Annotated in this window: 27 protein-coding genes; 15 read left to right on the top strand and 12 right to left on the bottom strand. The window is 60.4% G+C overall.

The features are described 5' to 3' along the window. The first annotated feature begins 6 nt into the window (after positions 1-6). Complete coding sequence (locus tag ACR0LD_RS02925; protein ID WP_480635582.1) at positions 7-870, top strand: acyl-homoserine-lactone synthase; 864 nt, start codon at positions 7-9, stop codon at positions 868-870. A 226-nt stretch (positions 871-1,096) separates the two neighbouring features. Here ACR0LD_RS02925 and tig read toward each other — a convergent pair whose 3' ends face one another. The 3 genes from tig to ACR0LD_RS02910 all read right to left on the bottom strand — a co-directional run bounded on the left by tig (position 1,097) and on the right by ACR0LD_RS02910 (position 5,637). Next, a complete protein-coding gene (tig, locus tag ACR0LD_RS02920; RefSeq protein ID WP_170340026.1) occupies positions 1,097-2,428 on the bottom strand; it encodes a trigger factor in 1,332 nt (443 codons plus the stop codon). Positions 2,429-2,614: 186 nt separating this feature from the next. After that, positions 2,615-3,736 (bottom strand): porin, encoded by a 1,122-nt coding sequence (locus ACR0LD_RS02915; protein ID WP_480635581.1) that lies wholly within the window; start codon positions 3,734-3,736, stop codon positions 2,615-2,617. 308 nt (positions 3,737-4,044) lie between these two features. Further along, a complete protein-coding gene (locus tag ACR0LD_RS02910; RefSeq protein ID WP_480635580.1) occupies positions 4,045-5,637 on the bottom strand; it encodes an NAD(P)H-hydrate dehydratase in 1,593 nt (530 codons plus the stop codon). 169 nt (positions 5,638-5,806) lie between these two features. On the opposite strand from ACR0LD_RS02910, the gene ACR0LD_RS02905 reads away from it, so the two are divergent. From ACR0LD_RS02905 to ACR0LD_RS02885, 5 genes are all read left to right on the top strand, one after another. Beyond that, a complete protein-coding gene (locus ACR0LD_RS02905; RefSeq protein WP_093962420.1) occupies positions 5,807-6,145 on the top strand; it encodes a P-II family nitrogen regulator in 339 nt (112 codons plus the stop codon). Positions 6,146-6,176: 31 nt separating this feature from the next. Then, complete coding sequence (gene glnA, locus ACR0LD_RS02900) at positions 6,177-7,583, top strand: type I glutamate--ammonia ligase (RefSeq protein WP_093962421.1); 1,407 nt, start codon at positions 6,177-6,179, stop codon at positions 7,581-7,583. Between the two features lie 143 nt (positions 7,584-7,726). Beyond that, complete coding sequence (locus tag ACR0LD_RS02895; RefSeq protein WP_170358729.1) at positions 7,727-8,563, top strand: amino acid ABC transporter substrate-binding protein; 837 nt, start codon at positions 7,727-7,729, stop codon at positions 8,561-8,563. 16 nt (positions 8,564-8,579) lie between these two features. Further along, positions 8,580-9,374, top strand: a complete 795-nt coding sequence (locus tag ACR0LD_RS02890; protein WP_170338547.1) for a lytic murein transglycosylase — start codon at positions 8,580-8,582, stop codon at positions 9,372-9,374. A gap of 198 nt (positions 9,375-9,572) precedes the next feature. Continuing rightward, the gene (locus ACR0LD_RS02885; RefSeq protein ID WP_480635579.1) at positions 9,573-10,481 is read left to right on the top strand and encodes a hypothetical protein; all 909 of its coding nucleotides are present in this window, start codon (positions 9,573-9,575) and stop codon (positions 10,479-10,481) included. Positions 10,482-10,518: 37 nt separating this feature from the next. Here ACR0LD_RS02885 and ACR0LD_RS02880 read toward each other — a convergent pair whose 3' ends face one another. Then, positions 10,519-11,262 (bottom strand): heme-dependent oxidative N-demethylase family protein, encoded by a 744-nt coding sequence (locus tag ACR0LD_RS02880; protein ID WP_480635578.1) that lies wholly within the window; start codon positions 11,260-11,262, stop codon positions 10,519-10,521. A 123-nt stretch (positions 11,263-11,385) separates the two neighbouring features. On the opposite strand from ACR0LD_RS02880, the gene dddP reads away from it, so the two are divergent. After that, positions 11,386-12,729, top strand: a complete 1,344-nt coding sequence (gene dddP, locus ACR0LD_RS02875; protein WP_480635577.1) for a dimethylsulfonioproprionate lyase DddP — start codon at positions 11,386-11,388, stop codon at positions 12,727-12,729. Between the two features lie 3 nt (positions 12,730-12,732). Here dddP and ACR0LD_RS02870 read toward each other — a convergent pair whose 3' ends face one another. Further along, positions 12,733-12,927, bottom strand: coding sequence for a hypothetical protein (locus ACR0LD_RS02870; RefSeq protein WP_170338541.1), 195 nt, complete (start codon positions 12,925-12,927; stop codon positions 12,733-12,735). 236 nt (positions 12,928-13,163) lie between these two features. Here ACR0LD_RS02870 and ACR0LD_RS02865 point away from each other — a divergent pair, with 236 nt between their 5' ends. Next, positions 13,164-14,402, top strand: a complete 1,239-nt coding sequence (locus ACR0LD_RS02865; RefSeq protein ID WP_480635576.1) for a bifunctional alpha/beta hydrolase/OsmC family protein — start codon at positions 13,164-13,166, stop codon at positions 14,400-14,402. 22 nt (positions 14,403-14,424) lie between these two features. Here the strand turns inward: ACR0LD_RS02865 and ACR0LD_RS02860 are convergent, their stop codons facing one another. The 3 genes from ACR0LD_RS02860 to ACR0LD_RS02850 all read right to left on the bottom strand — a co-directional run bounded on the left by ACR0LD_RS02860 (position 14,425) and on the right by ACR0LD_RS02850 (position 15,794). Beyond that, positions 14,425-14,784, bottom strand: coding sequence for a hypothetical protein (locus tag ACR0LD_RS02860; RefSeq protein WP_170338034.1), 360 nt, complete (start codon positions 14,782-14,784; stop codon positions 14,425-14,427). A gap of 10 nt (positions 14,785-14,794) precedes the next feature. Beyond that, complete coding sequence (locus ACR0LD_RS02855) at positions 14,795-15,349, bottom strand: hypothetical protein (protein ID WP_244952358.1); 555 nt, start codon at positions 15,347-15,349, stop codon at positions 14,795-14,797. Positions 15,350-15,461: 112 nt separating this feature from the next. Next, positions 15,462-15,794, bottom strand: a complete 333-nt coding sequence (locus ACR0LD_RS02850; RefSeq protein WP_170358721.1) for a hypothetical protein — start codon at positions 15,792-15,794, stop codon at positions 15,462-15,464. Between the two features lie 87 nt (positions 15,795-15,881). Between ACR0LD_RS02850 and purB the strand changes: the two genes are divergently transcribed. The 5 genes from purB to ACR0LD_RS02825 all read left to right on the top strand — a co-directional run bounded on the left by purB (position 15,882) and on the right by ACR0LD_RS02825 (position 20,316). Next, on the top strand, positions 15,882-17,186 hold the full coding sequence (gene purB / locus ACR0LD_RS02845) for an adenylosuccinate lyase (protein ID WP_170538714.1): 1,305 nt from the start codon (positions 15,882-15,884) through the stop codon (positions 17,184-17,186). Between the two features lie 127 nt (positions 17,187-17,313). Beyond that, entirely contained in the window at positions 17,314-17,466 is a 153-nt protein-coding gene (locus ACR0LD_RS02840; RefSeq protein ID WP_141138470.1) for an adenylosuccinate lyase, read from the top strand. A 101-nt stretch (positions 17,467-17,567) separates the two neighbouring features. Further along, positions 17,568-18,107, top strand: a complete 540-nt coding sequence (locus tag ACR0LD_RS02835) for a tetratricopeptide repeat protein (protein WP_480635575.1) — start codon at positions 17,568-17,570, stop codon at positions 18,105-18,107. A gap of 66 nt (positions 18,108-18,173) precedes the next feature. Next, complete coding sequence (locus ACR0LD_RS02830; protein WP_480635574.1) at positions 18,174-19,274, top strand: flagellar motor switch protein FliG; 1,101 nt, start codon at positions 18,174-18,176, stop codon at positions 19,272-19,274. Between the two features lie 118 nt (positions 19,275-19,392). After that, the gene (locus ACR0LD_RS02825) at positions 19,393-20,316 is read left to right on the top strand and encodes a lysophospholipid acyltransferase family protein (protein ID WP_170338026.1); all 924 of its coding nucleotides are present in this window, start codon (positions 19,393-19,395) and stop codon (positions 20,314-20,316) included. An 8-nt stretch (positions 20,317-20,324) separates the two neighbouring features. Here ACR0LD_RS02825 and ACR0LD_RS02820 read toward each other — a convergent pair whose 3' ends face one another. Beyond that, the gene (locus ACR0LD_RS02820; protein WP_170358715.1) at positions 20,325-21,026 is read right to left on the bottom strand and encodes a DUF1223 domain-containing protein; all 702 of its coding nucleotides are present in this window, start codon (positions 21,024-21,026) and stop codon (positions 20,325-20,327) included. 226 nt (positions 21,027-21,252) lie between these two features. Here ACR0LD_RS02820 and acnA point away from each other — a divergent pair, with 226 nt between their 5' ends. Both acnA and ACR0LD_RS02810 read left to right on the top strand, forming a co-directional pair. Next, the gene (acnA, locus tag ACR0LD_RS02815) at positions 21,253-23,943 is read left to right on the top strand and encodes an aconitate hydratase AcnA (RefSeq protein WP_480635573.1); all 2,691 of its coding nucleotides are present in this window, start codon (positions 21,253-21,255) and stop codon (positions 23,941-23,943) included. 110 nt (positions 23,944-24,053) lie between these two features. Next, the gene (locus ACR0LD_RS02810) at positions 24,054-24,755 is read left to right on the top strand and encodes an SDR family NAD(P)-dependent oxidoreductase (protein WP_480635572.1); all 702 of its coding nucleotides are present in this window, start codon (positions 24,054-24,056) and stop codon (positions 24,753-24,755) included. 8 nt (positions 24,756-24,763) lie between these two features. Here the strand turns inward: ACR0LD_RS02810 and ACR0LD_RS02805 are convergent, their stop codons facing one another. From ACR0LD_RS02805 to ACR0LD_RS02795, 3 genes are read right to left on the bottom strand one after another with little or no spacing between them, the layout of a single operon-like run. Further along, positions 24,764-25,303 (bottom strand): DsbE family thiol:disulfide interchange protein, encoded by a 540-nt coding sequence (locus tag ACR0LD_RS02805; protein ID WP_170438865.1) that lies wholly within the window; start codon positions 25,301-25,303, stop codon positions 24,764-24,766. Further along, a complete protein-coding gene (gene ccmD, locus ACR0LD_RS02800) occupies positions 25,296-25,454 on the bottom strand; it encodes a heme exporter protein CcmD (protein ID WP_005982370.1) in 159 nt (52 codons plus the stop codon). Before ccmD ends, ACR0LD_RS02805 begins: the two co-directional genes overlap by 8 nt. Further along, a complete protein-coding gene (locus tag ACR0LD_RS02795) occupies positions 25,451-26,224 on the bottom strand; it encodes a heme ABC transporter permease (RefSeq protein WP_170372304.1) in 774 nt (257 codons plus the stop codon). Before ACR0LD_RS02795 ends, ccmD begins: the two co-directional genes overlap by 4 nt. Between the last annotated feature and the right edge of the window lie 24 nt (positions 26,225-26,248).

The raw sequence follows: 26,248 nt of genomic DNA, 5'->3' as shown, positions 1-26,248 counted from the left end.
GATGGAATGATCATCGTTATTGATGGCATCAACCAGCATAAGTTCAAAGACGTCTTGGATGAGATGTTCAAGCTGCGAGCACGCGTGTTCGGGGATCGCTTGGGCTGGGAAGTGAACATCCAGGACGGGCGCGAATTCGATCAGTTCGACTCGCTCAATCCTGCACACGTGGTCAGCATCAACGACGAGGGGGACGTCGTTGGGTGCATGCGCCTCTTGCAGACGACCGGCCCGCACATGCTGGCCGATGTGTTCAGCTCGATCCTTGATGACGAGCCGCCAATCCGCAGCGCCCAAGTCTGGGAAGCCACGCGGTTCTGTGTTGACACGAAAAGGCTCGGCCGGGGACGTGGCAAGAATTCCGTATCCTACGTGACCAGTGAGGTCATGATTGGGTCATTCGAATACGCCCAGGAAGCTGGAGTGCTCGACTCGGTCGCGGTCATTGATCCGGTTATGAACCGGGTGCTGCAACGGTCCGGAAATGCTCCGTACGACTATGTCGGAACGGCCAAGCCGATGGGCAAAGTGGTCGCAATGGCCGCCCTAATGGATTGTTCGGACGAGCGTATCCAATCGATCCGCGAGTATTCGAGCATCGACTACGACGTGTTCCTGACCGACGATCAGGCGCTCGAACTGTTCAATTCGGGTCAGCAAGCCAAGCTTGCACAGGCCGGTGCCGCCAATCTTGACCACCAGCCACTGACCGATCTTGAGAAATACTTCGTCGAGCAGATGCACGCTGCGACGACGAAAGAAGAAGTCCGGGCAGTACTCAAATTGATCGAGAGCCTGTCGGACCGCTTCACCCCAGAGCAGAAAACCGCTCTGTTGCAAACCCCCCGTGCTTTTGCTCATGAGGCCTGACCCCCTCACCTCATAAGTCCAAAAGCCACCCATGCGGAGCCGTCCCATTACAGGCGGCTCCGCTCTAATTTTTGCAACCGATCCGCCGCTGACGCCATACGTTCCGGTTCTCGGCAGCAACAGAGAAGGCCCTCCGAAGAGGGCCTGTTTTCATTTCATTCTGTCCGGACAATCGCCATTTGACAGACCGGGTGCGGCGGCACCCGGACCGACCAGTAAAAGCGGCTTATTCCTCTTCGAGGGCTTCGATTGCCTTCTGCAGCTCTTCCTTGCTGACTTCCTTTTCGGTCACTTTGGCCAGCTCGACCACGTAGTCCACAACCTTGTCCTCAAAGATCGGCGCGCGCAGTTGCTGCTGCATCTGAGCGTTCTGCTGAACGAACTCGAAGAACTGACGCTCCTGACCCGGGTACTGGCGAGCCTGGTTCATGATCGCCTGGGTCATCTCGGCGTCGGTGACTTCGACTTCAGCCTTCTGGCCCAGCTCGGCCAGCAACAGGCCCAGACGCACGCGGCGCTCAGCCAGTTTGTTGTGCTCTTCGGTCGGCTCGATCTCATCGTGGTTGTGATCGGTCACCTCGGGGTTTTCTTCGTGCCACAGCTGATGTGCGATCTGCTTGGCTTCGGCTTCGACCAGGGTCGGCGGCAGGTCGAACGACACTTTCTCGTCCAGCGCGTCCAGCAGAGCGCGCTTCATCACCGCGCGCGACGCACCTGCGTATTCGGCTTCCAGACGTTCGGCAATCTGTGCCTTCAACGCAGCCAGATCCTCAGCGCCGAACTTCTGTGCCAGTTCGTCGTTGATCTCGGCGGCAACAGGTTCCTTTACCTCTTTGATGGTGCAGGTAAACACGGCCTCTTTGCCGGCCAGGTGCTCGGCACCGTATTCTTCGGGGAACGTAACGGTGACGTCTTTGACTTCCTCGGCCTTCACGCCAACCAGCTGATCCTCGAAACCGGGGATGAAGCTGTTCGAGCCCAGCACCAGCGGGTAATCCTCGGCCGAACCGCCTTCGAAGGCCTCGCCGTCAACCTTGCCGACGAAATCGATAACGACCTGATCGCCTTCCTTCGCCTTTGATCCCTTGCGGCGGGCTTTGAAATCCTGAGCGGTTTCAGCCAGGTTCTGCAGGGCTTCTTCCACGGCTGCGTCGTCCGCCTTGACGACCAGCTTTTCCAGCTCGACCGATTTCAGATCAACTTCGGGGATTTCCGGCAGAGCTTCATAGGACATTTCGACGTGAACGTCGTCGCCTTCTTTCCAGTCTTCGTTGGTCATCTTGACCTGAGGCTGAAGCGCCGGACGATCACCACTGTCTTCGAAGTGCTTGTTCATCGCACCGTCGATGGTTTCTTGCATTGCTTCGCCCAACAGGCGCTGGCCAAACTGCTTTTTCAGCAGTGCCATGGGAACCTTGCCCTTGCGGAAGCCTTTCATCTCGATTTCCGGCTGAGCTTCGATCAGTTTCTCATTGACCTTCTCGTCCAGCTCGGCGGCGGTAACAACGATGTTGTAGCCGCGTTTCAGACCCTCGTTCAGCGTCTCGGTAACCTGCATTCTGGTAGTCCCCATAGGATTCGGGGCGCGCAAAACGGGCGCGCCGGGCAAATTTGACGCCTTCTATTTGCCTAGCCGCCGAAGGGCAAGGGGCAAGGTGCCAGATTGGCCTTGTTTTGCCACCCTGCCCCACAAAAAACGCCCCGGACAGAGCCGGGGCGCCACGAATTCACAACAACATCAGGATCAGAACTTCCAGCGGGCCCCCAGGACCCAAGCTTCGTTCTTGTCAAACGACGTTCCGTCGTTGAAGTCGTGGTTGCGATATTTCAGGTAGGCATCGGTGTTGATGCTGTCGATGCGCTGCACCACCGCGATACCCCAGGACTCGGTGCTGGACCCGTCCGTGTTGAAATCGGAACCATCATAGTAGTCGATGCCGATACCGGTCTTGCCCCAGGACACCCAATTATCCTCGTAGGCGATCTTGGTGTACCAGAAGTTGGGATCGCTTTCGCCCGACACGTTATTTCGGGTACCGGCGGCAGCGGTGAAGCTGAAGCCGCTGGGCAGCAGTACCGATGCCGAGCCGATCGTGTCTTCACGGTCGCCGGAACCATCGTCGAAATCACGCACTGCATAGGCCACGCTTGCCGCGAACTCGACGCCACCGGCAAAGGTGTTGTTGTAGTTCAGAGCAACGTCGTAATAGTCGTCGTCATCACTGCTGGACAGGATGTTCTGACCATAGGCGAAGCTTGCCGAAAAGCCGCTAAACTCCGGCGTGTCATACCGCACGCGGCCACGACGCGCGCCGTCAAAGTTGCTGCTGGAGTCGCCGACGGTGATGTCGCTGAGGGTTCCGTCGGTTCCGCGGTAGAAGAAGCCCGAGTTTTCATCGTTGGTGAACGAATACAGCGCGGTGCCGACATAAGACAGGTCAGTTTCCGCTGCACCGTCAGACGCCATGCTGCCCTGACCGGCCGAGAATTTACCCCAGCCACCTTTCAGCGCAAAATCCACGTGACGAATGTCTTCCCGGGACCAGCCGCTAAAATCGGTGCCCAGCTGGTTCCACTCACTGGAGTTCGGCAGACCCAGCGCGGTTTCAAAGCGGAACGTGAACTCGTTCTGGCCAAACGGCTGCATCAGGCTCAGGCCGACGCGGCTGTTGGACAGGTCGTTGTCCAGCAGGCGGGTATCGGTCTCTTGGCCGTCGTCAACCGAGATGATTGCCGGGTTGAACTGCCCATATAGCAGAACATAGCCACCGCTGTTGTTCTCGTATTTCAGCTCTGCCGCGGCGGGGATGGCCGTGGTGGCCGCAAGAACAGCGGCGACTGAGGAGAGTTTGATATTCAATGTCATAGCACTCACCATGAAAGGTTCGGGTTTCAGGTACTGCCCAGATGTTCAGTGGAACTGTCCGGTTCCAGAGGCCCCTACGCCATTCAGCTCGATCATTGCAAATCCGCCACAAAGACAAAGTGGCAGCAAAGCAAAATGTCCGTGTTATCAATATTTTAACAACAAACGCATGCAGGCTTCAGACGGCCCGCAAGAGAATTCTGCCATCCGGCCATGCGTTTGGCAAACACTCGCTATGCATTTGCGCAGTCTTGACAGCAAAATCCTGCCGATATTCTAGCCTTGCGCCTTGGGAACACGCAAGAACTTCATATCTGAAGACGCTTGAGCACTCCGGGCAGTTGCTCGGGAAGGTCTTCCGCGATCAATCCCGGGCCAAAAGCGCGCGCGCATTCCACGTGAAGCCAGACGGCGGTTTCGGCGGCATTCAGCGGGTGCAATCCACGTGCCAGCAGCCCGGTCAAAAAACCCGCCAACACGTCGCCCGCTCCTGCGGTCGCCAGCCACGGCGCGGCCCGATCATAGTGGGCTGAATGGATCGAGCACCGACCGTCCGGACCCGCAATCACAGTGTCCGGTCCCTTGAAAAGAACCACGCACCCTGCCCTGCCGGCCGCCTCGCGCACGGCATCAACCTTTGAGAAAGCTGGTCCATCCTTGGGATGTAAGGAAAGCTTGGCCGAGATGTCGGGGAACAGACGGGCGAATTCACCGCCGTGCGGTGTCAGGACGCAGTTTTTATTCAGGATCGCCATCAGTGACGCTGGATTTTCAGCAAATGCCGAAAGAGCGTCGGCATCCAGCACGGTTGGTCTTCCGGACTCTAGCGCCACAGGGACCAGCGATCGGGCCTTGTCCAGGCCCAATCCGGGCCCCAGGCACAGCGCGTTCAGGCGTTGGTCCCGCAATGCAATGGCCAGCCCATCCGCGCCTGCGATCTGCTCAATCATGACCGCGGTGACTTGGCTGGCGACTTCCTGCAATGCGGCGGGAGGGACACCCAGTGTGACAAGACCGGCGCCCACGCGCAACGCTCCGCGGGCAGCCAATCGCGCGGCACCTGTTCTACCTGTGTCGCCTGTCAGGATCAGCGCATGACCGTGGCCGTATTTGTGATGGAAAGCCGATTTCCGCAGATCAGGCAGATTTTCGGGGCCCAACAACACGCTCGGCCGTTGATCCGGCGTTTCTTCAACTGACAGAGCCGGCAGACCGATATCGACAACGGAGATCCTGCCACAGCACTCTGGTCCCTCGGCCAGATAATGGCCCGGCTTTACGGTATGAAACGTCACCGTGAGGTTGGCCGAAACGGCGCAGTCTTCGGGGGCAAATCCCTCGGACACCAGACGCCGACCACTGTCGGCACATAGGCCGCTGGGAATGTCCACACAGACGACACGTGGGCAACCACCTTCCGACTGTGACGCTTTCCACTGGCCCAATTTACGCATTGTGCGGGGCAGCCCTGCTACCGGTCTCGTCAGCCCGGTTCCGAACAAGGCATCAACCGCCAGAACAGTATCCGAACAGGCCGCTGCGTAGGCATCGAGCGCGTCATCAGACAGCCCATGGCACGAACCCATCGCGCACCAGCGCTCATAATTCGCCCGCGCGTCTGCAGGCAACTTCTCGGGGTCGCCCAACAGGAAGAGGTCCACGACCCACCCCCACTCTTTCAGAATGCGCGCAACTACAAAACCGTCGCCGCCATTGTTGCCCGGCCCGCAGAACACAACGGCCCGGCCGGACCCGGCCGCGAGGTCAGGCCAGGTTTCAAAGACGGCCTCGACCACACCGCGACCTGCGCGCTCCATCAGTTCCAGGCCGGTGACAAGGCCGGATTCAATTGCGGCGCGTTCAGCCGCCCTCATCTGGGACGAACTCAACAGTTTTGGCATCCGAAACCCTCGCGCGATTCAAATCTGATTACTTTTTGTGCAACTTGCCTAAAAATTGGCCCGCCGCCCAGAATCCCTTCACCAGCAGACGGTCAATTCGGCAATCGCATTGCCGCCCGATCTTAGACGTGATCACTGCCATTCTGACAACCATGCGAGGTGAGCCCGGATGAAAAAGATCGAAGCGATCATCAAGCCGTTCAAATTGGACGAAGTGAAAGAGGCCCTGCAGGACGTTGGTGTCCAGGGCCTCAGCGTGATCGAAGTCAAGGGCTTCGGACGCCAGAAAGGACACACCGAACTGTACCGCGGCGCGGAATATGTGGTGGACTTTCTGCCCAAGGTCAAAGTCGAGGTAGTTCTGGATGCCGATCAGGTCGATGCGGCCATCGAAGCCATCGTGTCGGCCGCCAAGACCGACAAGATCGGGGACGGCAAGATCTTTGTCTCGTCCGTTGAACAAGCCATTCGCATCCGGACCGGCGAGACCGGCTCGGACGCGCTGTAAAACCAATTCTGCAATCTAGAGGAACATAGTAATGAGCAAGGACGCAGTTCTTCAGCTGATCAAAGACGAGGGTGCCGAGTATGTCGACATCCGCTTCACCGATCCGCGTGGCAAGCTTCAGCACGTGACCGTCATGGCCGACCAGGTCGACGAAGACTTCCTTGAGGAAGGCTTCATGTTCGACGGTTCGTCCATCGCCGGCTGGAAGTCGATCGAAGCATCGGACATGAAACTGATGCCCGATACCGAAAGCGCTTATGTCGATCCCTTCTATGCGGAAAAGACTATCTGCCTGCACTGCTCGGTCGTGGAACCCGATACCGGCGAAGCCTATGAGCGTGACCCCCGCGGCACCGCGCAGAAGGCCGAAGCCTACCTGAAGTCTTCGGGCGTTGGCGACGTGGCCTACATGGGCCCCGAGGCCGAGTTCTTCCTGTTCGACGACGTGCGCTTCTCGAACAGCATCAACAAGGTATCCTACGAAGTTGATGCAACCGATGCGTCCTGGAACACCGACACCGAATACGAGATGGGCAACATGGGCCATCGTCCGGGCGTCAAGGGCGGCTACTTCCCGGTCAACCCGATCGACGAGGCACAGGACCTGCGTTCGGAAATGCTGTCGACCATGAAGCGTCTGGGCATGAAGGTCGACAAGCACCACCACGAAGTGGCCTCGTGCCAGCACGAGCTGGGCCTGATCTTCGACAGCCTGACCAAGCAGGCCGACGAGCTGCAGAAATACAAGTACGTCATCCACAACGTCGCGCACGCCTACGGCAAGTCGGCCACTTTCATGCCGAAGCCGATCGCAGGCGACAATGGCACCGGTATGCACGTCAACATGTCGATCTGGAAGGACGGCAAGCCGCTGTTTGCAGGCGACAAATATGCCGATCTGTCGGACGAAGCCCTGTGGTTCATTGGCGGTATCCTCAAGCACGCCAAGACCCTGAACGCTTTCACCAACCCGTCGACCAACAGCTACAAGCGCCTGATCCCGGGCTTCGAAGCCCCCGTTCTGCGCGCCTACTCGGCCCGCAACCGTTCGGGTTGCGTCCGTATCCCGTGGACTGAATCGCCGAAGGCCAAGCGCGTCGAGGCCCGCTTCCCCGATCCGTCGGCAAACCCCTACCTGGCGTTTGCGGCACTGCTGATGGCCGGCCTGGACGGCATCAAGAACAAGATCGATCCGGGCGAAGCAATGGACAAGAACCTGTACGATCTGCCCGCCGAAGAACTGGCCGGTATCCCGACCGTCTGCGGCAGCCTGCGCGAGGCGCTGGAATGTCTGGCGGCCGATCACGACTTCCTGCTGCAGGGCGACGTGTTCACCAAAGACCAGATCGACGGCTACATCGCACTGAAGATGGAAGAGGTCGAAACCTACGAGCACACTCCGCACCCGGTCGAATACGGCATGTACTACAGCTGCTGACCCCGGTCGGAAGTCCAATGAAAAGACCTTGGGGGGCGTCCTGTCGGGCGCCCCTTTTCAGTGGTGCAAGGCCCCGATATTTCCCTTTGTGACAGGCGCCTTTGCCGCTAGGCTGAAGATCAATTCAATTATCAGGATTTTTCATGCGCCTTCTCGCCCTGACCCTCTCTGCAGCACTTCTTGTTTCAGGCGCTGCTGCGCAGACGATCGACCGGATCAAAGAAACACGCGAAATCCGGTTTGGGTTTCGTACAGATGCTGCCCCGCTTTCGTTCATCAACGACAAGGAGCGACCCGACGGGTTGTCCGTGATGGTCTGCGACCAAGTTGCCCGAGCCATCGCCAGCCGACTGGGTGCGGACGACCTCACCGCACAATTCATTCCGGTGCAGTCGGATACACGCTTTGACATGGTCGCCTCTGGCCAGATCGACCTGTTGTGCGGCGCGGCGACAATAACCTTGTCGCGGCGGGAAACCGTTGATTTCTCGATCCCGATCTTCGTAGACGGAACATCCGTTTTGCTGCCGATAGATGCGGAAGTCACGATGGCGTCGCTTTCCGGCAAGAAAGTCGGCATGCGCAGCAGCACGACCACCGAAGAAGCCGTGTTCAACTCGTTCGGATCAGCGGGGATCGAGGCAAAGCTCGTTCGGTTCGCCTCGCATCCCGACGGGATCAAGGCTTTGCGGGACGGAGAGATCGACGCCTATTTCGCCGACCAATCCATCCTTTTGGTGAATTATCTGGCAGCTGGATTGAAGGACGACTTCAAAATCTCGCAGGAGATTCTGACGATTGAAAAACAGGGCCTGGCCCTTGCACGCGGCGATGATGACTTTCGCCTGATGGTCGATGAGATCCTGTCGCAGATGTATGCACAAGGCACGATGGAAGAGATATTTCGCGCCGCACTCCCCGGGATTGAACCCAGCGAGGCCCTGAAAGCCCTGTACGTTATCGCACCCACCCTGCCCTGATTTCCAGGAGGTCGCCATGCGCCTTACGGTCCTGTCCGTTTTCATTGCACTGAGTGCACCCATTGCGGCGCAGTCCGCTCCCTGCGGGAACACAGGCGCTGGTTTTGAAGCCTGGAAGGCCGATTTTGCCAAGCAGGCGCGCAAAGCCGGAGTAAAGAAAAAAGGGCTGCAGGCTCTGGCGCAAACCCAATACGCCACGCGAACCATCGCCGCGGATCGGGGGCAAAAAAGCTTCAAATACTCCCTCGACAAGTTCATGAAGGTTCGAGGGGCGGATACGATCGTGGCCCAGGGCCGCAAGCGAAAGGCCCGAAACCCGGAATTCTACGCGGCGCTGGAGCGTCAGTACGGTGTCCCGGCCGGCGTTCTGATTGCCATTCACGGCATGGAAACCGGGTTCGGAAACTTCATGGGCGACAGCCAGGTTGTTTCCGCAATCACAACATTGGCCTACGATTGTCGCCGGTCCGACTTCTTTGTTCCCCATGCCATCGGAGCGCTGAAACTGGTCGATCAGGGGGCGATCACGGTGGCAACAAAAGGGGCAAAACATGGCGAGTTGGGCCACACCCAGTTTCTGCCCGGCAATGCTCTGACCTATGGCGTGGACGCCACGGGTGACGGGCGCGTGGACTTCTACAACATGACGGATGCGTTGGCCTCAACCGCAAATTTTCTTCGGCAGAAAGGGTGGAAACCCGGCCGGGGCTATCAACCCGGCGAACCGAATTTTGCGGTGATCCAGCAATGGAATGCCGCATCGGTTTACCAAAAATCAATTGCGATCATGGCCGCTCGAATCGACAACTGAGGCTTTGTCAGCAACCTGACCGCCGCACTCAATTCCGCCACATTGCTGCCACAGTGTCGGGCGGAAAGCTCTAATTTCTTGGTTTCCAAAGCGTAATCAATCGTCGCAAAAATTCATTTTTTTGCAATATGGTCAAAATTTAACCCTCATCACCAACTAGAGTGTTGGTTCAGTATTCGTACGGCAGAGGGCAAGACTGTGACCACGAAGCACAGATACCACGGCGGCCTGCAATTCAACGGCGACACGAACGGCGCGTTGGAGCGGTTCGGCCATATTGTGGTGGCAACTCTTGAGGACTACGGGCATCTTGTGGAACGTAAGACCCTGCTGAGCCAGACCGAGGCAACCATCGTGTCCAGCCAGTACCTTGTCCGTTTGACCCTCGAGTCCGAACCCCGGGAGACCAGCGACCGCTATGGGCGTCTGGACCGTACGGTTGGTCTGAAGACCATGGTGCGCCCATCGGCGGCACGACCGCGCAACCGATTGGTGATCTCGGTCTCGCCTGTTTCCGGCCTGGTGGATGACCCCGAGATCTCCGAATTGATGCTTGTCGTCATGCTGTATCGGATGGTCGACATCTGCTCGACGCAACGAGTGGAATGGCTGTCGCCGAAAACCGTTTTGACGATCGAACAGTTCATGGGCGCGTTTGACTCGTTGATGCCACGCAAGCAGCGGAACCGCCGCGAGGCGTTCGAGGCGGTCAGCGGACCTTTCGCGGGCCTTGAGCCCGCTGCAACTGATAACCAGGAGGCCGTCAAATCGCCGGCAAAGCCGCCGCGCCCGATTCAATTGACCGATGAGCAATTGCTCAGCATCGCCTTCCGTTCCGACGAGGCCGACGCACCCGTTTCCGATGCACCGACCGCGACGGATGGCGATGAAGACCGGCCCAGTGACGCGTTGCGACTGACCAGCTGGGCCCTGACCGGTGCCGTTGCCAGCCTGTCGGCGCCGATCGCTCTGTCGATGGCCGCTGTGAACCTCATCCGGGGCGAAGACTTTCGCCTGAACACTCAGGTCCTGGCCTATACGGTCGCCATCGTGTCGCTGAACTCAAGTGGTGCCTTTGCCGATGTCGCCAATGCGATCGGACTGTAACTGAATTACCAGAAGACCCTCCTTGGAGGCCCCGCCATCAGGCGGGGTTTTCCATTTCTGGCAGGTGCTCGACCGGCACGACATAGGTGTGGATCGAGAACACCACGGCCCGTGTCTCGGGCAACCGCAAAAGCGTTTGCCGCTCGCTGCGCAGATACCGGGTGGTACCACGGTCACGGATCTCGCGCGGGGCGCTGGCGCTGCGGGGCTGGTGCAACTCGGGGTCGTCATACCACAGCGCGTTGAACCGCCACAAAGGCCGGCCGACCTGAATCCCGTCGAACAGGCGCTGTACCCGGCGCGCGATGTTGAGATCGTAGCTGTCGACCGGCTCGTGAATGTCGATCAGTGGTCGCATGAATTTCTCGGACAGACGCCAGCTGGCGGGAAAGCACAGGATGGCCCCGGTCAGCACATGCTCGTCGCCTCGTTTCTGCAGGATGCAGAAATCCTCCTGCGCCAGCAGGCAAAGCGTATCCAAAGGATTGTCGCGGTCAATCGGTACAGCGACCCCATCTGACCGCATTGCGGTGTCGCTCGCATCGGGATAGGCCTGCGCCAGAACCACGTCCAGCAGTTCGACGGCGGCGGGGTGGGTCTCCGGGTCCAGCGCCAGAACGTTATCCCGGCGGGTTTCAAGCAGGTGCTGGCGGTGGCGCATCTGCGCGGCGAAGGCATCATCGCGATGCAGCCAGTCATCCATCGTGGTCGGCGCGATCCCCGGCAGCGGTCGCTGGTGGATCGGATCGTAGGGCAGAGTCTGTTGCAGAATGGCTGTCATGGCCTTGGGTTAGCACCCCAAACGGACCTTGTCGGTCAAAAAGCGACTGGCAAATCGTCGCAATTCACCCAGACGGGGCCGCCCTGCCCCGTCAGGCTGAACCGGCATGCAGGGAGGCGCGCCGTGAACCACCACTACCGAGACACCCGCAAGATCGACCCCAGCCGCGGCGCGACGCTGGGCGACGGCACGCCGAACGACAATGACCGGATCGAGATCGGCCCCACCCAACTTGCATTCAGCGAATGGGCCGCCGCCGGGTTGCAACTGCCCAACCTGAACCGCATGCGCGACTATCGCTGGAAACGGCTGACCCAGGCGATCGTCGACCGGGGCTATGGCGGGCTGTTGATGTTCGACCCGCTCAACATCCGCTATGCGACCGACAGCACCAACATGCAGCTTTGGAACACGCACAACCCGTTCCGGGCGGTGCTGCTGTGCGCCGATGGCTACATGGTGATCTGGGACTACAAGAACTCGCCCTTCCTGTCGAAATTCAACCCGCTGGTGCGCGAGCAGCGCTCGGGCGCGGACCTGTTCTATTTCGACCGGGGCGACAAGGTGGACGTACAGGCGGACGTGTTCGCCAACGAGGTGCGCGTGCTGATGCAGGACCACGCCCCCGGCCACACCCGGCTGGCGGTGGACAAGATCATGCTGCACGGCCTCCGCGCGCTCGAGGCGCAGGGTTTCGAGATCATGGAGGGCGAAGAGGTCACCGAAAAGACCCGCGCCATCAAGGGCCCTGACGAGATCCTGGCCATGCGCTGCGCCAGCCACGCCTGTGAAACCGCCGTGGCCGAGATGGAGAAGTTCGCCCGCGCCCATGTGGGCGACGGCAAGACCTCCGAAGATGACATCTGGGCCGTTCTGCACGCCGAGAACATCAAGCGCGGCGGCGAGTGGATCGAAACCCGTCTGCTGGCCTCAGGCCAGCGTACCAACCCGTGGTTTCAGGAATGCGGGCCGCGGATTACTCAGAAGAATGAAATCATCGCCTTTGATACCGATCTGATCGGCAGCTACGGCATTTGCGTCGACATCTCGCGCACCTGGTGGATCGGGGATGAAAAACCCCGCCCCGACATGATCTATGCCATGCAGCACGCGCACGAGCACATCATGACCAACATGGAGATGCTGAAGCCCGGCGTGATGATCCCCGACCTGACCGCCAACTGCCACAGGCTGGACGACAAGTTCCAAGCACAGAAGTACGGCTGCCTGATGCATGGCGTGGGCCTGTGCGACGAATGGCCGTTGGTGGCTTATCCCGACAAGGCAGTGCCAGGCTCATATGATTATCCGCTGGAACCGGGCATGGTGCTGTGCGTCGAGGCCGCCGTGGGCGAAGTCGGCGGCGATTTCTCGATTAAGCTGGAAGATCAGGTTCTGATCACCGAAGATGGCTACGAGAACCTGACCCGCTACCCGTTCGATTCCGCGCTTATGGGGCTCGACTAGGCCTCAATCCGCCCAGTGAGAGCGACGCACATTTCCGTGCCAATCCTCAAGCACCGGCTCTGCCGATGCGCCTGGCGAAAACGTGTCTTGGGGCCAGTGCAGTCCGGCGGCAAATCCGATGGCCGTGGCCAGAAAGACGGCAACCGCCGTACCGACCTGTGCAACTTCGAAATGCGCCACGTTTGTCGAATGTGTCATCTCCGCGCTCCTTGATCCTTTGTTTCGGTTAGGCCGAACATGGGAGCTTCTGAATCATTATTAAAACGAATTGTTGTTCGCTTAGACTTCACAGATTGTGATCAACGCCCTGACAAAGGGCGCCTCACGATCATCGCCTGCGCCCTCACCTTCCCGTGACGGTCCTGTCACAAGGGTTGAGACTGCACTGCCTTGTTCACAGTATTGCGCCCAGCATCACAGCCTGAGGACTCGACATGCCCACAGAACGCGTCACATTTTCCGGTCACGATGGTGGCCGACTGGCTGCTCGGCTGGATCTCCCCGATGGGCCGGTGCTGGCAACTGCGCTTTTTGCTCATTGCTTTACCTGCTCCAAGGACATACCTGCGGCCCGGCGCATCAGCGCGCGGCTGGCCGCGATGGGATTTGCCGTTCTCCGGTTCGACTTCACGGGCCTTGGCCATTCCGACGGCGAGTTCGCCAACACGACTTTCACTTCGAACGTTGAGGATCTGATCGCCGCTGCGCAGTTTCTTGCGGGCCGGAACATGGCGCCCGACCTGCTTGTCGGGCATTCTTTGGGCGGGGCCGCGGTCTTGCGGGCGCGGGCCGGTATACCCTCGGTAAAGGCGGTGGTCACGATCGGCGCCCCGGCCGATCCCGGCCATGTGGCTCATCACTTTGAAGACGCACGGGGCCAGATCGAACAGGATGGCAGCGCCGAAGTTCTGCTGGGTGGGCGCCCCATCCGCATCGGCCGAGAGTTTGTGCGCGACATCTCTGAATCCGAACTGACGCCCTCGATTGCCGAGTTGAAGGCCGCGCTGCTAATCCTGCATGCGCCGCGCGACGAAACAGTCAGCATCGACAATGCCAGCACGATCTTTCTGGCCGCCAAGCACCCCAAAAGCTTTGTCACGCTGGATGACGCAGACCACCTGATCACCCGTTCGAAGGATGCAGAATACGCCGCGGACGTCATCGCGGCCTGGGTATCGCGCTATGTCCCGCTGTCGCCGCCCGCCCCGCCGCCGGGCGCGCCCGAAGGCGTGGTGCGCGTGACCGAAGTGGACCCAGGCGGATTTCTTCAGGACATTCAATCAGGTCCCAGCCATCATGCCGTGGCGGATGAGCCGGCCTCTTACGGCGGGACCGATCGCGGCATGTCGCCTTATGGCTTCGTTTCTGCCGGGCTTGGGGCGTGCACTTCGATGACCATCCGCATGTATGCGCGACGCAAGCAATGGCCCCTGACCGGGATCAGCGTGGATGTCTGTCACAACAAGGTGCACGCGCAGGACGCGGGGTTGGCCGGGGATGGAAAGGTCGACCAGTTCCGCCGCAAGATCCGACTGGACGGACCGCTGGACAATGACCAGCGGACCAAGCTTCTTGAGATCGCCGACAAATGCCCGGTGCACCGCACGCTTGAAAATTCAGCGCATATCACCACCGAACTGCTGCCGCCGGAACCTGTTGCGGCTCCGGCGTGAACCGTTACCCGTTCCGGATGGCCTATCGCCGTGGCGCAGGCCTGTGGATCGGGGGCCGTGCCGCCGGTGGGCGGGCCACGGGCGGTCGAGGACGCGCCGGCGGCTTGGCGATCGGAGGTTTCGGTCGCGCGGGCGGCTTCGCAATTGGCGGCTTGGGTTTGGGCGGCGGTTTTCCACCCGGCGGTTTACCCGGCGGCGGAGGACGGTCCACGTCAATGTCGACATTCACGTTGCGGTAGTAGTCGTTCCACAGCATCGAGTCATAGAACGGGTCATATCCGTATCCTACGCCGACCGTGACGCCCTCACAGCCCGAGAGGGTGAATCCCCCGGCCCCAAGCCCCAGAACGATGACGGATCGCTTTAAAAATGTTCCTGCCATTTTCACGCCCTCACTGCACTGACCGGAATGACGCGAAGATGGCATTCAGATCCTCGACATAGCCAGGATCTGCACCATCGCGCAGGATGGTCACCACAACCGCGACACGGTTGCGCGGCAGGTCGATCACCGTCGCAGTGAAGTTGATCCCGCGCCCGTCACGAGTGCCGGTGCCGCGAATGACCCGGGCCGGCAAACCGCCGATGCGCATGTTCGCATCACTTGTCACCTCTGGGTTTTTCACCAGAAACTTGTCGACATCCTGCAAGTAACGGACCCCGTCCTCGATGCTGGCAACGCCGAACGGCGAAACGAATCCGATCCAGACCGAGTCATCTGTGACCGGGCGCGCAGCCATCACCCGGCTTACGGACCGGGTATCGCCCAGTTGTGTATCCTCAAGATCGCGTGGGCCGCCCGTGCGCAGCATCCAGAAATCCGGGACATCGAACTGAAACAGCGCACGCCCCCCTTCGGTGTAGGTGACCGGCGTATCGCTCAGCCCCGCACCCGTCATGCCGACCCAAAAAGCCGCGCCGATGGCAAAAAGGTTTTTCTTAAACAAGCTGATATCTCTATTTGTTAGTGTCATCGTCCTGAGGATGAGCGATGCAACCCGCGCTTGTCCAGTTTTTAAAGAGTTTTGCTCAGGGGGCCCGCCCGACCTGCGTTGCCGCCTAGTCTGCATATACGCCGACTGTCGCATCGCCGGCCTCTCCCACAAATCGGATCCGCGTACCGTCCGACTGAACATCGTAACAGGCCCAAAAGTCAGACGGTGGCCAGATCGAACAGTATCTGTCATCCCGCACCGCCCAGCGCCCCGAGCTGGGTCGACCCGAGAAATACTGCGTGGCCATAGACGGCTCGAAGACCTGTGTGGCTCCGTTGTCATAAGCCAGCGTCCGGCCCGACAGGGCGTCGAGAATCTGCGCGCCCGTCAGCGGTCGGAACGTGTCGGCCGCCAGAATTCCGGGCCAAACCAACAAAATCAGGGCAAACCGTCTCATCCCGCGTCTCCTGCCTTGTCCCAACGGTCCGGCGAGTCTATCACCCGCGCCAACACCCATTGCCAACCGAAAAAGGTGCCGCCGCCCATGATTCCCCGCTATTCCCGCCCCGAAATGGTTGCCGTCTGGTCGCCCGAGACCAAGTTCCGCATCTGGTACGAGATCGAGGCCCATGCCTGCGACGCGATGGCCGATCTGGGCGTCATCCCGCGCGAAAACGCCGAGGCCGTCTGGAAAGCCAAGGACGTGGAATTCGACGTGGCCCGCATCGACGAGATCGAGGCCGTGACCAAGCATGACGTCATCGCCTTTCTGACCCATCTGGCCGAGCATGTCGGCAGCGATGAGGCCCGTTTCGTCCACCAGGGCATGACTAGCTCGGACGTGCTGGATACCTGCTTCAACGTGCAACTGACCCGCGCCGCCGACATCCTGATCGCCGATCTCGAAGGCCTGCTGACCGCGCTCAAGCGCCGCGCCTACGAGCACAAGGACACTGTCCGCATCGGCCGCAGCCACGGCATTCATGCCGAACCCACCACCATGGGCCTGACCTTCGCGCGCTTCTACGCCGAGATGGACCGCAACCTGTCGCGGATGCGCGACGCCCGCGCCGAGATCGCCACCGGCGCCATCAGCGGCGCGGTCGGCACCTTCGCCAATATCGACCCCCGCGTCGAAGAGCATGTCTGCGAAAAGCTGGGCCTGGTGCCCGAGCCGATCAGCACGCAGGTCATCCCGCGCGATCGCCACGCGGCCTTCTTTGCCACGCTGGGCGTGATCGCCAGCAGCATCGAGAACATCGCGATCGAAATCCGCCACATGCAGCGCACCGAGGTTCTGGAAGCCGAGGAGTTCTTCTCGAAAGGCCAGAAGGGCTCGTCGGCGATGCCGCACAAGCGCAACCCGGTGCTGACCGAGAACCTGACCGGCCTGGCCCGGTTGGTGCGCATGACCGTGATCCCGGCGATGGAGAACGTGGCCCTATGGCACGAGCGCGACATCAGCCACAGCTCGGTCGAGCGCAACATCGGCCCCGACGCCACCGTGACCCTGGATTTCGCCCTGTCGCGCCTGACCGGGGTGATCGACAAGCTGGTGGTCTATCCGGACAACATGCTGGCCAACATGAACAAGTTCCGCGGTCTGGTCATGAGCCAGCGCGTGCTGCTGGCCCTGACTCAGGCCGGCGTCAGCCGCGAGGACGCCTATCGCCTGGTGCAGCGCAACGCGATGAAGGTCTGGGAAGAAGGCAAGGACTTCAAAACCGAACTGCTGGCCGACCCGGATGTGACCGCAGCGCTGAGCAAGGAAGAGATCGAAGAAAAATTCGACCTTGGTTATCACACCAAACATGTCGACACGATCTTCGAGCGGGTGTTCGGCGAGTAACCCTCGACGCAGGAACGGCTTTTGCCGGGGCCCGGGTCGCGCTGCGCGATCCGGGCCCCTGTCTTTTGCGGAAACGTCCGAAATCGGCTATGCTGAATGGGCAATTTCCGTTCAAGGAGAGCCCATCATGATCCGCACGACACTCTGCGCACTGGCCCTTGCCCTGTCCGCCTCGTCCGCATTCGCCTGCCAAGGCCACAGCAAGCAATCGCAATCCTGTGCGCCCGGTACGACTTGGGATTCGGCCTCGGAAAGCTGCGTGAAAAACGCCAGCAGCTGAATTCTTGTCCTACTTGTGAATAAAAGCGAGCCATTGGCTGTTAGCTTTTTTGAAGAACGCACTATGCTTCTTGCGAGCAGCCCCTGGAACGGAGTAGGACAATGCGCCTTTTGATGGCCACGGCACTAGCCCTTCAGACATTTGCCTTTGCCCCCGCGGTCAGTGCCGCCGGCGGTGACAGCAGCCCCCCAAAACCGACGAACACCACCAAGAAATGCCTGTTCGGCCGCGTCTATGACGAAGCAGCCGGCCGTTGCGTCAAGCCGAACAAGACCAATTTCAGCGAAGAGCAATTGTATCTGGCCGCACGCGAGCTTGCTTATGACGGCCAGTTCGAAAATGCGCAGAACGTGTTGCGGGTCATGGATCAAGACGATGATCGCGTTTTGACGTATTGGGGTTTCACCTACCGCAAAATGGGCGAAGCCGAGCTGGCCGAAACCTATTACCAACGCGCAATCGAAACCAATCCTGACAACATTCTGGCCCGCAGCTACATGGGTCAGGGATATGTCACCGAAGGGAAAACCGAACTGGCCATCGCGCAATGGCGCGAGATCAAGGCACGCGGAGGAGAAGGCACCTGGGCCGAAGCGTCTCTGCGCGAGGCGATCCGCACGGGGCTGACTTACAGCTACTAGGTTCAGTCTTTCTTTACTCGACTCTCGCTAATCTGCCTGCGGAACAAAAATTGACACCGCAGGCAGATGCAAGATTCACATGCTTTGGTACAGACCGCACCGGGTAATTCTGCTCCGGCCGAGAAACAGACGGATGACGCCCCTCGCGTCGTACCTCGCCAACTCACGCCCGGCCAGAAGGCCGCCATCATCGTACGCCTGCTGTTGAACGAGGGGGCCGATCTTCCGTTGGAGGAGTTGCCCGACGAACTGCAGGAACGGCTGACCCTCCAACTGGGCCGGATGGGGCTGGTAGACCGCGTGACCCTCGCTGCGGTCGCGCAAGAATTCGCAGATGCGCTGGACAGCGTCGGACTTGCCTTTCCGCACGGCTTGGCCGGGGCGCTGGACGCGGTAAATGGAAAGATTGCCCCGGCGACCGCCGCCCGGCTGCGCAAGGTCGCGGGTGTGCGCCAGGTCGGCGATCCATGGCTGCGCCTGCGTGACACCCCTGCCGAAGACCTTGCGCGTATGGCTCAGGCCGAAAGCATCGAAGTTGCGGCCGTCATGCTATCCAAGCTCGAAACGGCGAAGGCAGCACAGTTGTTGGCGCAATTGCCCGGGCCGGTGGCCAGACGGATTACCTATGCCGTTTCAAAAACCGCCAACGTGACGCCCGAGGCGGTGGAGCGGATCGGCTGGTCCCTGGCCGCGCAACTCGATCAACGCCCAGTTCCGGCCTTCACCGATTCACCCGACACGCGCGTCGGGGCGATCTTGAACCAATCCCCCCCATCCACGCGTGACGGACTGCTGGACGCGCTCGATGAGGAGGATACTGAGTTCGCCAGCGCTGTTCGAAAGTCCATCTTCACCTTTGCGCACATCGCCAGGCGTATAGCTGCACGGGATGTGCCTGCCATCCTGCGCGAAGTCGATCAGCCGGTTTTGATAACTGCTCTGGCTGGCGCAAGAACCGAGGATGACAAGGCCTCGGTCGACTATCTGCTGTCCAACATATCCGCACGGATGGCCGACAACCTGCGCGAGGAAATTGCTGAACGCGGCAAGGTCAAGCAGGCCGAAGCAGAGGAGGCCATGACCCAGATTGTCGGTGCGATCCGCACACTCGTGGACGCAGGCACAATCACCTTGGTCGAAGCGGACGCCGATGGTAACGACGACTAAGGGCTGCCCGCCGCTGCCTCGGATGCCGCGGAACCCGGGCTCGGGACAATGCTTGTGGTTGTTGCGCGCCGGCTGTATGTCTGAATCCGCAATTCACAACACCCGGTGAGATCCCCCGATGCCCGTCGAAAAGTCGGAACTGAGCCGCTTTGAGCTTGGTCAATACTATGTCGCCAACCTGTTCCTGAAAGGCATGATCGGCGCAATGCGCCTTTTGCCCTATGAACGGCGCATTGCGACGATGGGGGCGATCGTGCGCGGGTTGGCCCCGGCGGTTGGGTTCACCAAACGTGTGCGAAGCAACCTGAAACTGACCTGCCCTGACCTGCCTGAAGCCGAAGTCAAACGCATTTGCCGTGCGGTGCCCGACAACGCAGGCCGCGCGATTATGGAACACTTCTCGCCCGAGGATTTCACTGAACGGCAGAAGAACGCAAAAGTATCAGGTTCAGGAATCGCCGCCTTTGAACAAGCGGTGGCCGAAGGGCGGCCGGTGATGATGATCACCGCACATTTCGGCCACTACCTTGCTGCGCGGATCGCTTTGCAGGCGCGCAGCGGCAAGCCGATTGGCTGCCTGTACCGCCGCATGGCCAATCCGTATTTCAACGAGATGTATGTCGACGCCTTCCACAAAACCGGCGAGCCGATGTTCGAACAAGGTCGGCGCGGCATGGTGGAAATGGTTCGGTCCCTCAAAAAGGGCGGCATAATCGCCATCGTATCGGACCTGCACGCCCATGGCGGTGAAGAGTTGACGTTTTTTGGCAAACCCGCAGTCACGTCGGTTTTGAACGCAGAATTGGCGATGAAATACGATGCCGTTCTCATTCCTTGTTACGCGGTGCGTCAAGCCAACGGTATCGATTTCGAGATCGTTTTGCATGATCCGGTGCCGCATACGGACCCCAAGACCATGACCCAATTCATCAACGATGACCTCGAAGGCATGGTGCGGAAACACATGGGCCAATGGTTCTGGATTCACCGACGTTGGAAGGCCTGGAATGGGCTGGGTGTGCAGCCTCAGGACATGCCCTGAGCCGCCCTCTACTTCACCCTTGTTGAGGCGATGATCGGGCCACTGCCGGTGCCCTGAATCAGAACCACCGCGGGCAGGTCCGAAGACAGTTCGATCTGAAAATCCTGTTCAGCCGACCCGTTCCATCGGCCCGCTTCGTGCCATTCCTCAACGACATTCGCGTAGTCCAGATCGTGTCCGGCCAGCTCGCCCCGTCGAATCGACGCGTGGCGCAAGGGCGTGTATTGCACGACCACGACGTCATAGTTTTTCGCGTCGACGAGGTCGACCGGGGCAACGCGGACCGTAACCGTGTTCCCGGACCTCTGCGCCGAAACCGACGCGGTGGGCGCAGCAGTCAAATGCGCGTCGATCAATCGGTTCAAGTCACGGGATTTGGCGCCAACGACATCCTGCTGTCCGTTGATCACCATCTGAGGGGTATAGATCATCGAACGGCCGCCGCGCCGCGCATACGCTCGTTGACGGTCCGTATGCGCCGGATCGGCATACTCGTCCTTCCAACCGATGTAGTCCCAATAGTCCACGTGCAGCGCCAAGCCGATCACGTCGTCGCGCTTGGCGAGATCGTGCATGATCGCATCTGCCGGCGGGCAGGACGAACACCCCTGCGAGGTAAACAATTCGACCACCACCGGGCTGTCCGCCCAGGCCGAAGACGCCGACAGGAATACGGACGCAAGAACTGTAGTCAGGGCTGATCTTTTCATTTCACTCTCTGTTTGAGGAGCCTGCAAGCACCGGTGTACTCCGCCACCGGATCAAGCGCCAATCAAGGTTTCTTGAGACAGGTTTCGGCGGCAATTCGCAAAAATGTGTGCAATGGTATACAAAAATTGCCGCACCCGCCCTGTTGGACCTTGAACCGCAGGCCATGGTGATGCAGATACCGCTCAGCGAATCCCAATTCCACGTCATTTGAGAGGGAGGCCACAGATGCCCATCAAAGTCGGACAGGATACCGCCAAGACACGCCGCAGCCTGAGCGTGAATGGCAAGTCCATCTCGTATTACTCGATCCCCGCCGCGCAAGAGGCCGGCCTGGGCGATTTCTCCAAGCTTCCCGCCGCGCTGAAAGTGGTGCTGGAAAACATGCTGCGGTTCGAGGACGGCGGTTTTTCGGTTTCCGTCGATGACATCAAGGCCTTTGCCGAATGGGGCGCCAACAACGGGAAGAACCCGCGCGAGATCGCTTACCGCCCTGCCCGCGTGCTGATGCAGGACTTCACCGGCGTTCCGGCCGTTGTCGACCTGGCCGCGATGCGCGACGGCATCAAGGCGCTGGGGGGCGATCCGCAGAAGATCAACCCGCTGAACCCCGTAGACCTGGTCATCGACCACTCGGTCATGATCGACGAATTCGGCAACCCGCGCGCGTTCCAGATGAACGTGGACCGCGAATATGAACGCAACATGGAGCGCTACCAGTTCCTGAAATGGGGCCAGAGCGCGTTCAACAACTTCCGCGTGGTACCGCCAGGCACCGGCATCTGCCACCAGGTGAACCTGGAATACCTGGCCCAGACCGTCTGGACCGACACCGACCAGAACGGCGAAGAAGTCGCCTACCCCGATACACTGGTCGGCACCGACAGCCACACCACCATGGTCAACGGCATGGCCGTTCTGGGCTGGGGCGTCGGCGGGATCGAGGCCGAGGCCGCGATGCTGGGTCAGCCGATCTCGATGCTGATCCCCGAAGTGATCGGGTTCGAACTGACCGGCGAGATGGTCGAAGGCACCACCGGCACCGACCTGGTTCTGAAGGTCGTCGAGATGCTGCGCGCTAAGGGCGTGGTGGGCAAGTTCGTCGAATTCTACGGCGAAGGCTTGGACCGCCTGCCGCTGGCCGACCGCGCAACCATCGCCAACATGGCGCCGGAATACGGCGCGACCTGCGGCTTCTTCCCGATCGACAACGAAACCCTGCGCTACCTGCGCAACACCGGCCGTGACGAGGACCGCATCGCGCTGGTCGAAGCCTATGCCAAGGAAAACGGGTTCTGGCGTGGGGCGGACTATGCTCCGGTCTACACCGACACGCTGTCCCTGGACATGAGCACGATCGTTCCCGCGATCTCGGGCCCCAAGCGTCCGCAGGATTATGTGCCACTGACCAACGCCAAGGCCGCTTTCCGCCAGGAGATGGAAAACACTTTCAAGCGCCCGATGGGCAAGGAAGTGCCGGTCAAAGGCGAAGACTACACCATGGAATCGGGCAAGGTCGTGATCGCTTCGATTACGTCGTGCACCAACACCTCGAACCCCTATGTGATGATCGGTGCGGGCCTTGTCGCACGCAAGGCGGCGGCTTTGGGCCTGGACCGCAAACCGTGGGTCAAAACCTCGCTGGCGCCGGGATCGCAGGTCGTGTCCGCATATCTTGAGGCCGCTGGCCTGCAGGAAGATCTGGACAAAGTCGGCTTCAACCTCGTTGGTTACGGCTGCACCACCTGCATCGGCAACTCGGGCCCGATCCAGAAAGAGATCTCGGAGGCCATCGCCGAGGGCGACCTGGTGGCGACCTCGGTCCTGTCGGGCAACCGCAACTTCGAAGGCCGGATCTCGCCGGACGTGCGCGCCAACTACCTGGCTTCGCCGCCGCTGGTGGTGGTTTATGCACTGGCCGGTACGCTGGACATCGACCTGACCTCGGAACCGATCGGTCAGGACAAGGACGGCAACGACGTCTACATGAAAGACATCTGGCCGACCCAGAAAGAGATCGCCGAACTGGTCGAGGCAACCGTAACCCGCGAGGCATTCCAGTCGAAATATGCTGATGTCTTCAAAGGCGACGAGAAATGGCAATCGGTCGAAACCACCGATGCCGAGACCTATGACTGGCCGCCGACGTCGACCTACATCCAGAACCCGCCCTACTTCCAGGGTATGGGAGCACAGCCGGGCACCATCTCGAACATCGAAGGCGCCAAGGTTCTGGCCATTCTGGGTGACATGGTCACCACCGACCACATCTCGCCGGCTGGTTCGTTTGCAACCACCAGCCCCGCGGGCAAATACCTGCTGGAGCGCCAGGTGCAACCACGCGAGTTCAACTCGTACGGATCGCGCCGCGGCAACCACGAGGTCATGATGCGCGGCACCTTCGCCAACATCCGCATCAAGAACGAGATGCTGGACGGTGTCGAGGGTGGTTACACCAAAGGCCCCGATGGGCGGCAGACCTCGATCTATGACGCATCGATGGCCTATCAGGCAGAAGGCACTCCGCTGGTCGTGATCGGCGGCGAGCAGTATGGCGCCGGTTCCTCGCGGGACTGGGCGGCCAAGGGCACCGCGCTGCTGGGTGTCAAGGCCGTGATCGCAGAAAGCTTCGAGCGTATCCACCGCTCGAACCTGGTGGGCATGGGCGTCATCCCGTTCGAGTTCACCGCCGGCGACAACCGCAAGACGCTGGGCTTGAAAGGCGACGAGACCTTCTCGATCCACGGTCTGGACACGATCCAGCCGCTGCAAGAGGTGCCCTGCACCATCACCTATGCGGACGGAACCGAGAAGACCATCACGCTCAAGTGCCGCATCGATACCGCGCCCGAGATCGAATACATCGAAAACGGTGGCGTGCTGCACTATGTGCTGCGGAACCTGGCCAAGGCCAGCTAAGCCGGCACAAAGCCAAGAACGCAAGGGTGCCCCGACCGGGCGCCCTTTTTCGTTTCAGGTCTGGCCACTATCGCGTTGTGTTCCGAGCAGATAAGCGGTCTGCTGGGGACATGGAAAAAGTTGCCTTGATAACGGGTGGTGCTCGCGGAATTGGCCGGGCTATCGCGGTTGATTTGGCCGTGGATCATCGCGTCGCCCTGACGTGGCACAAGACCGAACCGCAGCCCTTGCCCGATGACCGACCGGCCCTGACCCTGCACAGCGATCTCACGCAAGAAGGTCAGCCCGAAGACGTGGTGCGCCGCGTCATCGACAGGTTCGGCCGGCTGGATGTGATCATCAACAATGCCGGGTTGGTTCAGGCCACGCCGAAGGACAGCTTCAGCCGAAAGGACCACACGGCTATTCTTGATCTCAACCTGCTGGTACCGGCCGCGCTGCTGGCTGCCGCGTTGCCTCACCTGCAGCGGGGAGCGTCGATCGTCAGTATCTCATCAGTCAACGCCGAACTTCCTCCGCGCGACGCCGCGACCTATGGGGCCAGCAAGGCCGCGCTGAACTTGTGGACCCGCGCCATGGCGAAAGAATTGGGCCCGAACGGCATTCGCGTCAACGCGGTGGCTCCCGGAGCGATCAACATCCCCGAAGCCCCAAGGCCCGACGATCTGACCGACCTGTTCGTTCAGAACACGGCGCTGGGGCGTGTTGGGATACCCGAGGACATAGCGCGCGCAGTTCGCTTTCTAGCATCCGAAGACGCGTCCTTCATCACCGGAGAGGTGCTGACCGTCTCTGGCGGGTATCGCCTTTAACCCCGGCGTTACTGCGCGGCGGCTTTTTCCAATGCGGGTCGGATAGTGCTCTCGATCACGCGCTGGGTGATCGGGCCGGCAAACCGCAGGATGATCGTGCCGTCACCGTCGATCACATAGGTCTCGGGCACGCCGTAGACGCCCCAGTCCAACCCCATGCGGCCATTTTCATCGCGCCCGATGGCGGCGTAGGGATCGCCCAGCTCAGCCAGGAACGCATCGGCATTCGCCAGTTTGTCTTTGTAGTTGATGCCGTAGACCGGAATGCCTTCCTGCGCCAGTTTCTCGAGGTTGGGATGCTCGGCACGGCAGGGGGCACACCAGCTGGCCCAATAGTTCACCAGCTTGACCTGGCCGTCGCGCAGGGTTGCATCGTCGAACCCCTGTTTCCCCGGAAACTCGGCCAGAACAACGGGCGGCGCTGGCTGGCCTTCGCGGGCCGAGGGCAGCGCGTTGGGGTCTTCGCGGAACATGCCGATGGCAGCCAGCACTGCAAAGGCGCCGAAAATCAGCGGTGGAGCAATCATCAACGGCGAGATCTTAGCCATTGCGCGACATCCTTTGTTCGATCTTTTCCATCTCGGCCCGGACCTTGCGGCCACGCAGGATGCTGAAAACCACCAGTGCCACCAGCAAAACGATCGAGGCCGCGTAGGAAGACAGAACCGTTTCGGCGTATTTTCCCAGATCAGGCATCATCCGTTTACCCTTTCCCGTGCCAGCAGCGCCTTGATGCGCCGCGCGCGAATTTCGGTGCCGGTCCGGTACAGGACCAGCGCGATGAACAGCAGCACGAAGCCGATGATGCAGGTCAGCAGCGGGTAGAAGAACACGTTGCTGACCTTCTCGGTGGTGTCCGTGCCGGTGATCGCCCCTGCGCGCATCACCGATGCGCCCTGATGCAGACCCTGGTTCCAGAAATTCACCGCATAGCGGCTGAGGATTGCAAAGACCGACCCCACGATGCACAAGACCGAGGTCAAGTCCGCCGCCGTGTCGGGGTCTTCGATCGCCTCCCAGAGGGCGATGTAGCCCAGATAGAACAGGAACAGGATCAGGAACGAGGTCAGGCGCGGATCCCAGGCCCACCAGGTGCCCCACATGGGCTGCCCCCAGATGGCGCCGGTGGCCAGCGCGATCAGGGTCATCACGATGCCGATCGGCGCTGCGGCGCGTGCGGCAAGGGCACTGACATGGTGCCTGCGCACCAGCCAGACCAGCGAGGTGATCAGCATCATCAGCCAGCAATTGATGGCCATCAGCGCCGATGGCACGTGTAGATAGATGATCTTGACGGTCGACCCCTGCTTGTAGTCATCCGGCGTGAAGAAGAACCCCCACACCAGCCCGACGACCAGAAACAGGGCCGAGCTGATCCAGAAGAACGGCAGGACCCGCTCGCTGGTGGCGAGGAACTTGCGCGGGTTGGCGTATTCCCACAGGGCGTTGGCTTTGGCTGCTATCGACATGGGCTCTATCTAGTCCGAGTCGGG

The sequence above is a fragment of the Ruegeria sp. BF8 genome (assembly GCF_056538625.1).
Note: the sequence above shows the minus strand (reverse complement) of the source record. Positions and strands in the feature narration are given on the sequence as shown.

Coding starts and splice junctions, on each gene's coding strand:
- ACR0LD_RS02925 (WP_480635582.1), top strand. CDS start 7: ATGATCATCGTTATTGATGGCATCAACCAGCATAAGTTCAAAGACGTC.
- tig (WP_170340026.1), bottom strand. CDS start 2,428: ATGCAGGTTACCGAGACGCTGAACGAGGGTCTGAAACGCGGCTACAAC.
- ACR0LD_RS02915 (WP_480635581.1), bottom strand. CDS start 3,736: ATGACATTGAATATCAAACTCTCCTCAGTCGCCGCTGTTCTTGCGGCC.
- ACR0LD_RS02910 (WP_480635580.1), bottom strand. CDS start 5,637: ATGCCAAAACTGTTGAGTTCGTCCCAGATGAGGGCGGCTGAACGCGCC.
- ACR0LD_RS02905 (WP_093962420.1), top strand. CDS start 5,807: ATGAAAAAGATCGAAGCGATCATCAAGCCGTTCAAATTGGACGAAGTG.
- glnA (WP_093962421.1), top strand. CDS start 6,177: ATGAGCAAGGACGCAGTTCTTCAGCTGATCAAAGACGAGGGTGCCGAG.
- ACR0LD_RS02895 (WP_170358729.1), top strand. CDS start 7,727: ATGCGCCTTCTCGCCCTGACCCTCTCTGCAGCACTTCTTGTTTCAGGC.
- ACR0LD_RS02890 (WP_170338547.1), top strand. CDS start 8,580: ATGCGCCTTACGGTCCTGTCCGTTTTCATTGCACTGAGTGCACCCATT.
- ACR0LD_RS02880 (WP_480635578.1), bottom strand. CDS start 11,262: ATGACAGCCATTCTGCAACAGACTCTGCCCTACGATCCGATCCACCAG.
- ACR0LD_RS02870 (WP_170338541.1), bottom strand. CDS start 12,927: ATGACACATTCGACAAACGTGGCGCATTTCGAAGTTGCACAGGTCGGT.
- ACR0LD_RS02865 (WP_480635576.1), top strand. CDS start 13,164: ATGCCCACAGAACGCGTCACATTTTCCGGTCACGATGGTGGCCGACTG.
- ACR0LD_RS02860 (WP_170338034.1), bottom strand. CDS start 14,784: ATGGCAGGAACATTTTTAAAGCGATCCGTCATCGTTCTGGGGCTTGGG.
- ACR0LD_RS02850 (WP_170358721.1), bottom strand. CDS start 15,794: ATGAGACGGTTTGCCCTGATTTTGTTGGTTTGGCCCGGAATTCTGGCG.
- purB (WP_170538714.1), top strand. CDS start 15,882: ATGATTCCCCGCTATTCCCGCCCCGAAATGGTTGCCGTCTGGTCGCCC.
- ACR0LD_RS02840 (WP_141138470.1), top strand. CDS start 17,314: ATGATCCGCACGACACTCTGCGCACTGGCCCTTGCCCTGTCCGCCTCG.
- ACR0LD_RS02835 (WP_480635575.1), top strand. CDS start 17,568: ATGCGCCTTTTGATGGCCACGGCACTAGCCCTTCAGACATTTGCCTTT.
- ACR0LD_RS02830 (WP_480635574.1), top strand. CDS start 18,174: ATGCAAGATTCACATGCTTTGGTACAGACCGCACCGGGTAATTCTGCT.
- ACR0LD_RS02825 (WP_170338026.1), top strand. CDS start 19,393: ATGCCCGTCGAAAAGTCGGAACTGAGCCGCTTTGAGCTTGGTCAATAC.
- ACR0LD_RS02820 (WP_170358715.1), bottom strand. CDS start 21,026: ATGAAAAGATCAGCCCTGACTACAGTTCTTGCGTCCGTATTCCTGTCG.
- acnA (WP_480635573.1), top strand. CDS start 21,253: ATGCCCATCAAAGTCGGACAGGATACCGCCAAGACACGCCGCAGCCTG.
- ACR0LD_RS02810 (WP_480635572.1), top strand. CDS start 24,054: ATGGAAAAAGTTGCCTTGATAACGGGTGGTGCTCGCGGAATTGGCCGG.
- ACR0LD_RS02805 (WP_170438865.1), bottom strand. CDS start 25,303: ATGGCTAAGATCTCGCCGTTGATGATTGCTCCACCGCTGATTTTCGGC.
- ccmD (WP_005982370.1), bottom strand. CDS start 25,454: ATGATGCCTGATCTGGGAAAATACGCCGAAACGGTTCTGTCTTCCTAC.
- ACR0LD_RS02795 (WP_170372304.1), bottom strand. CDS start 26,224: ATGTCGATAGCAGCCAAAGCCAACGCCCTGTGGGAATACGCCAACCCG.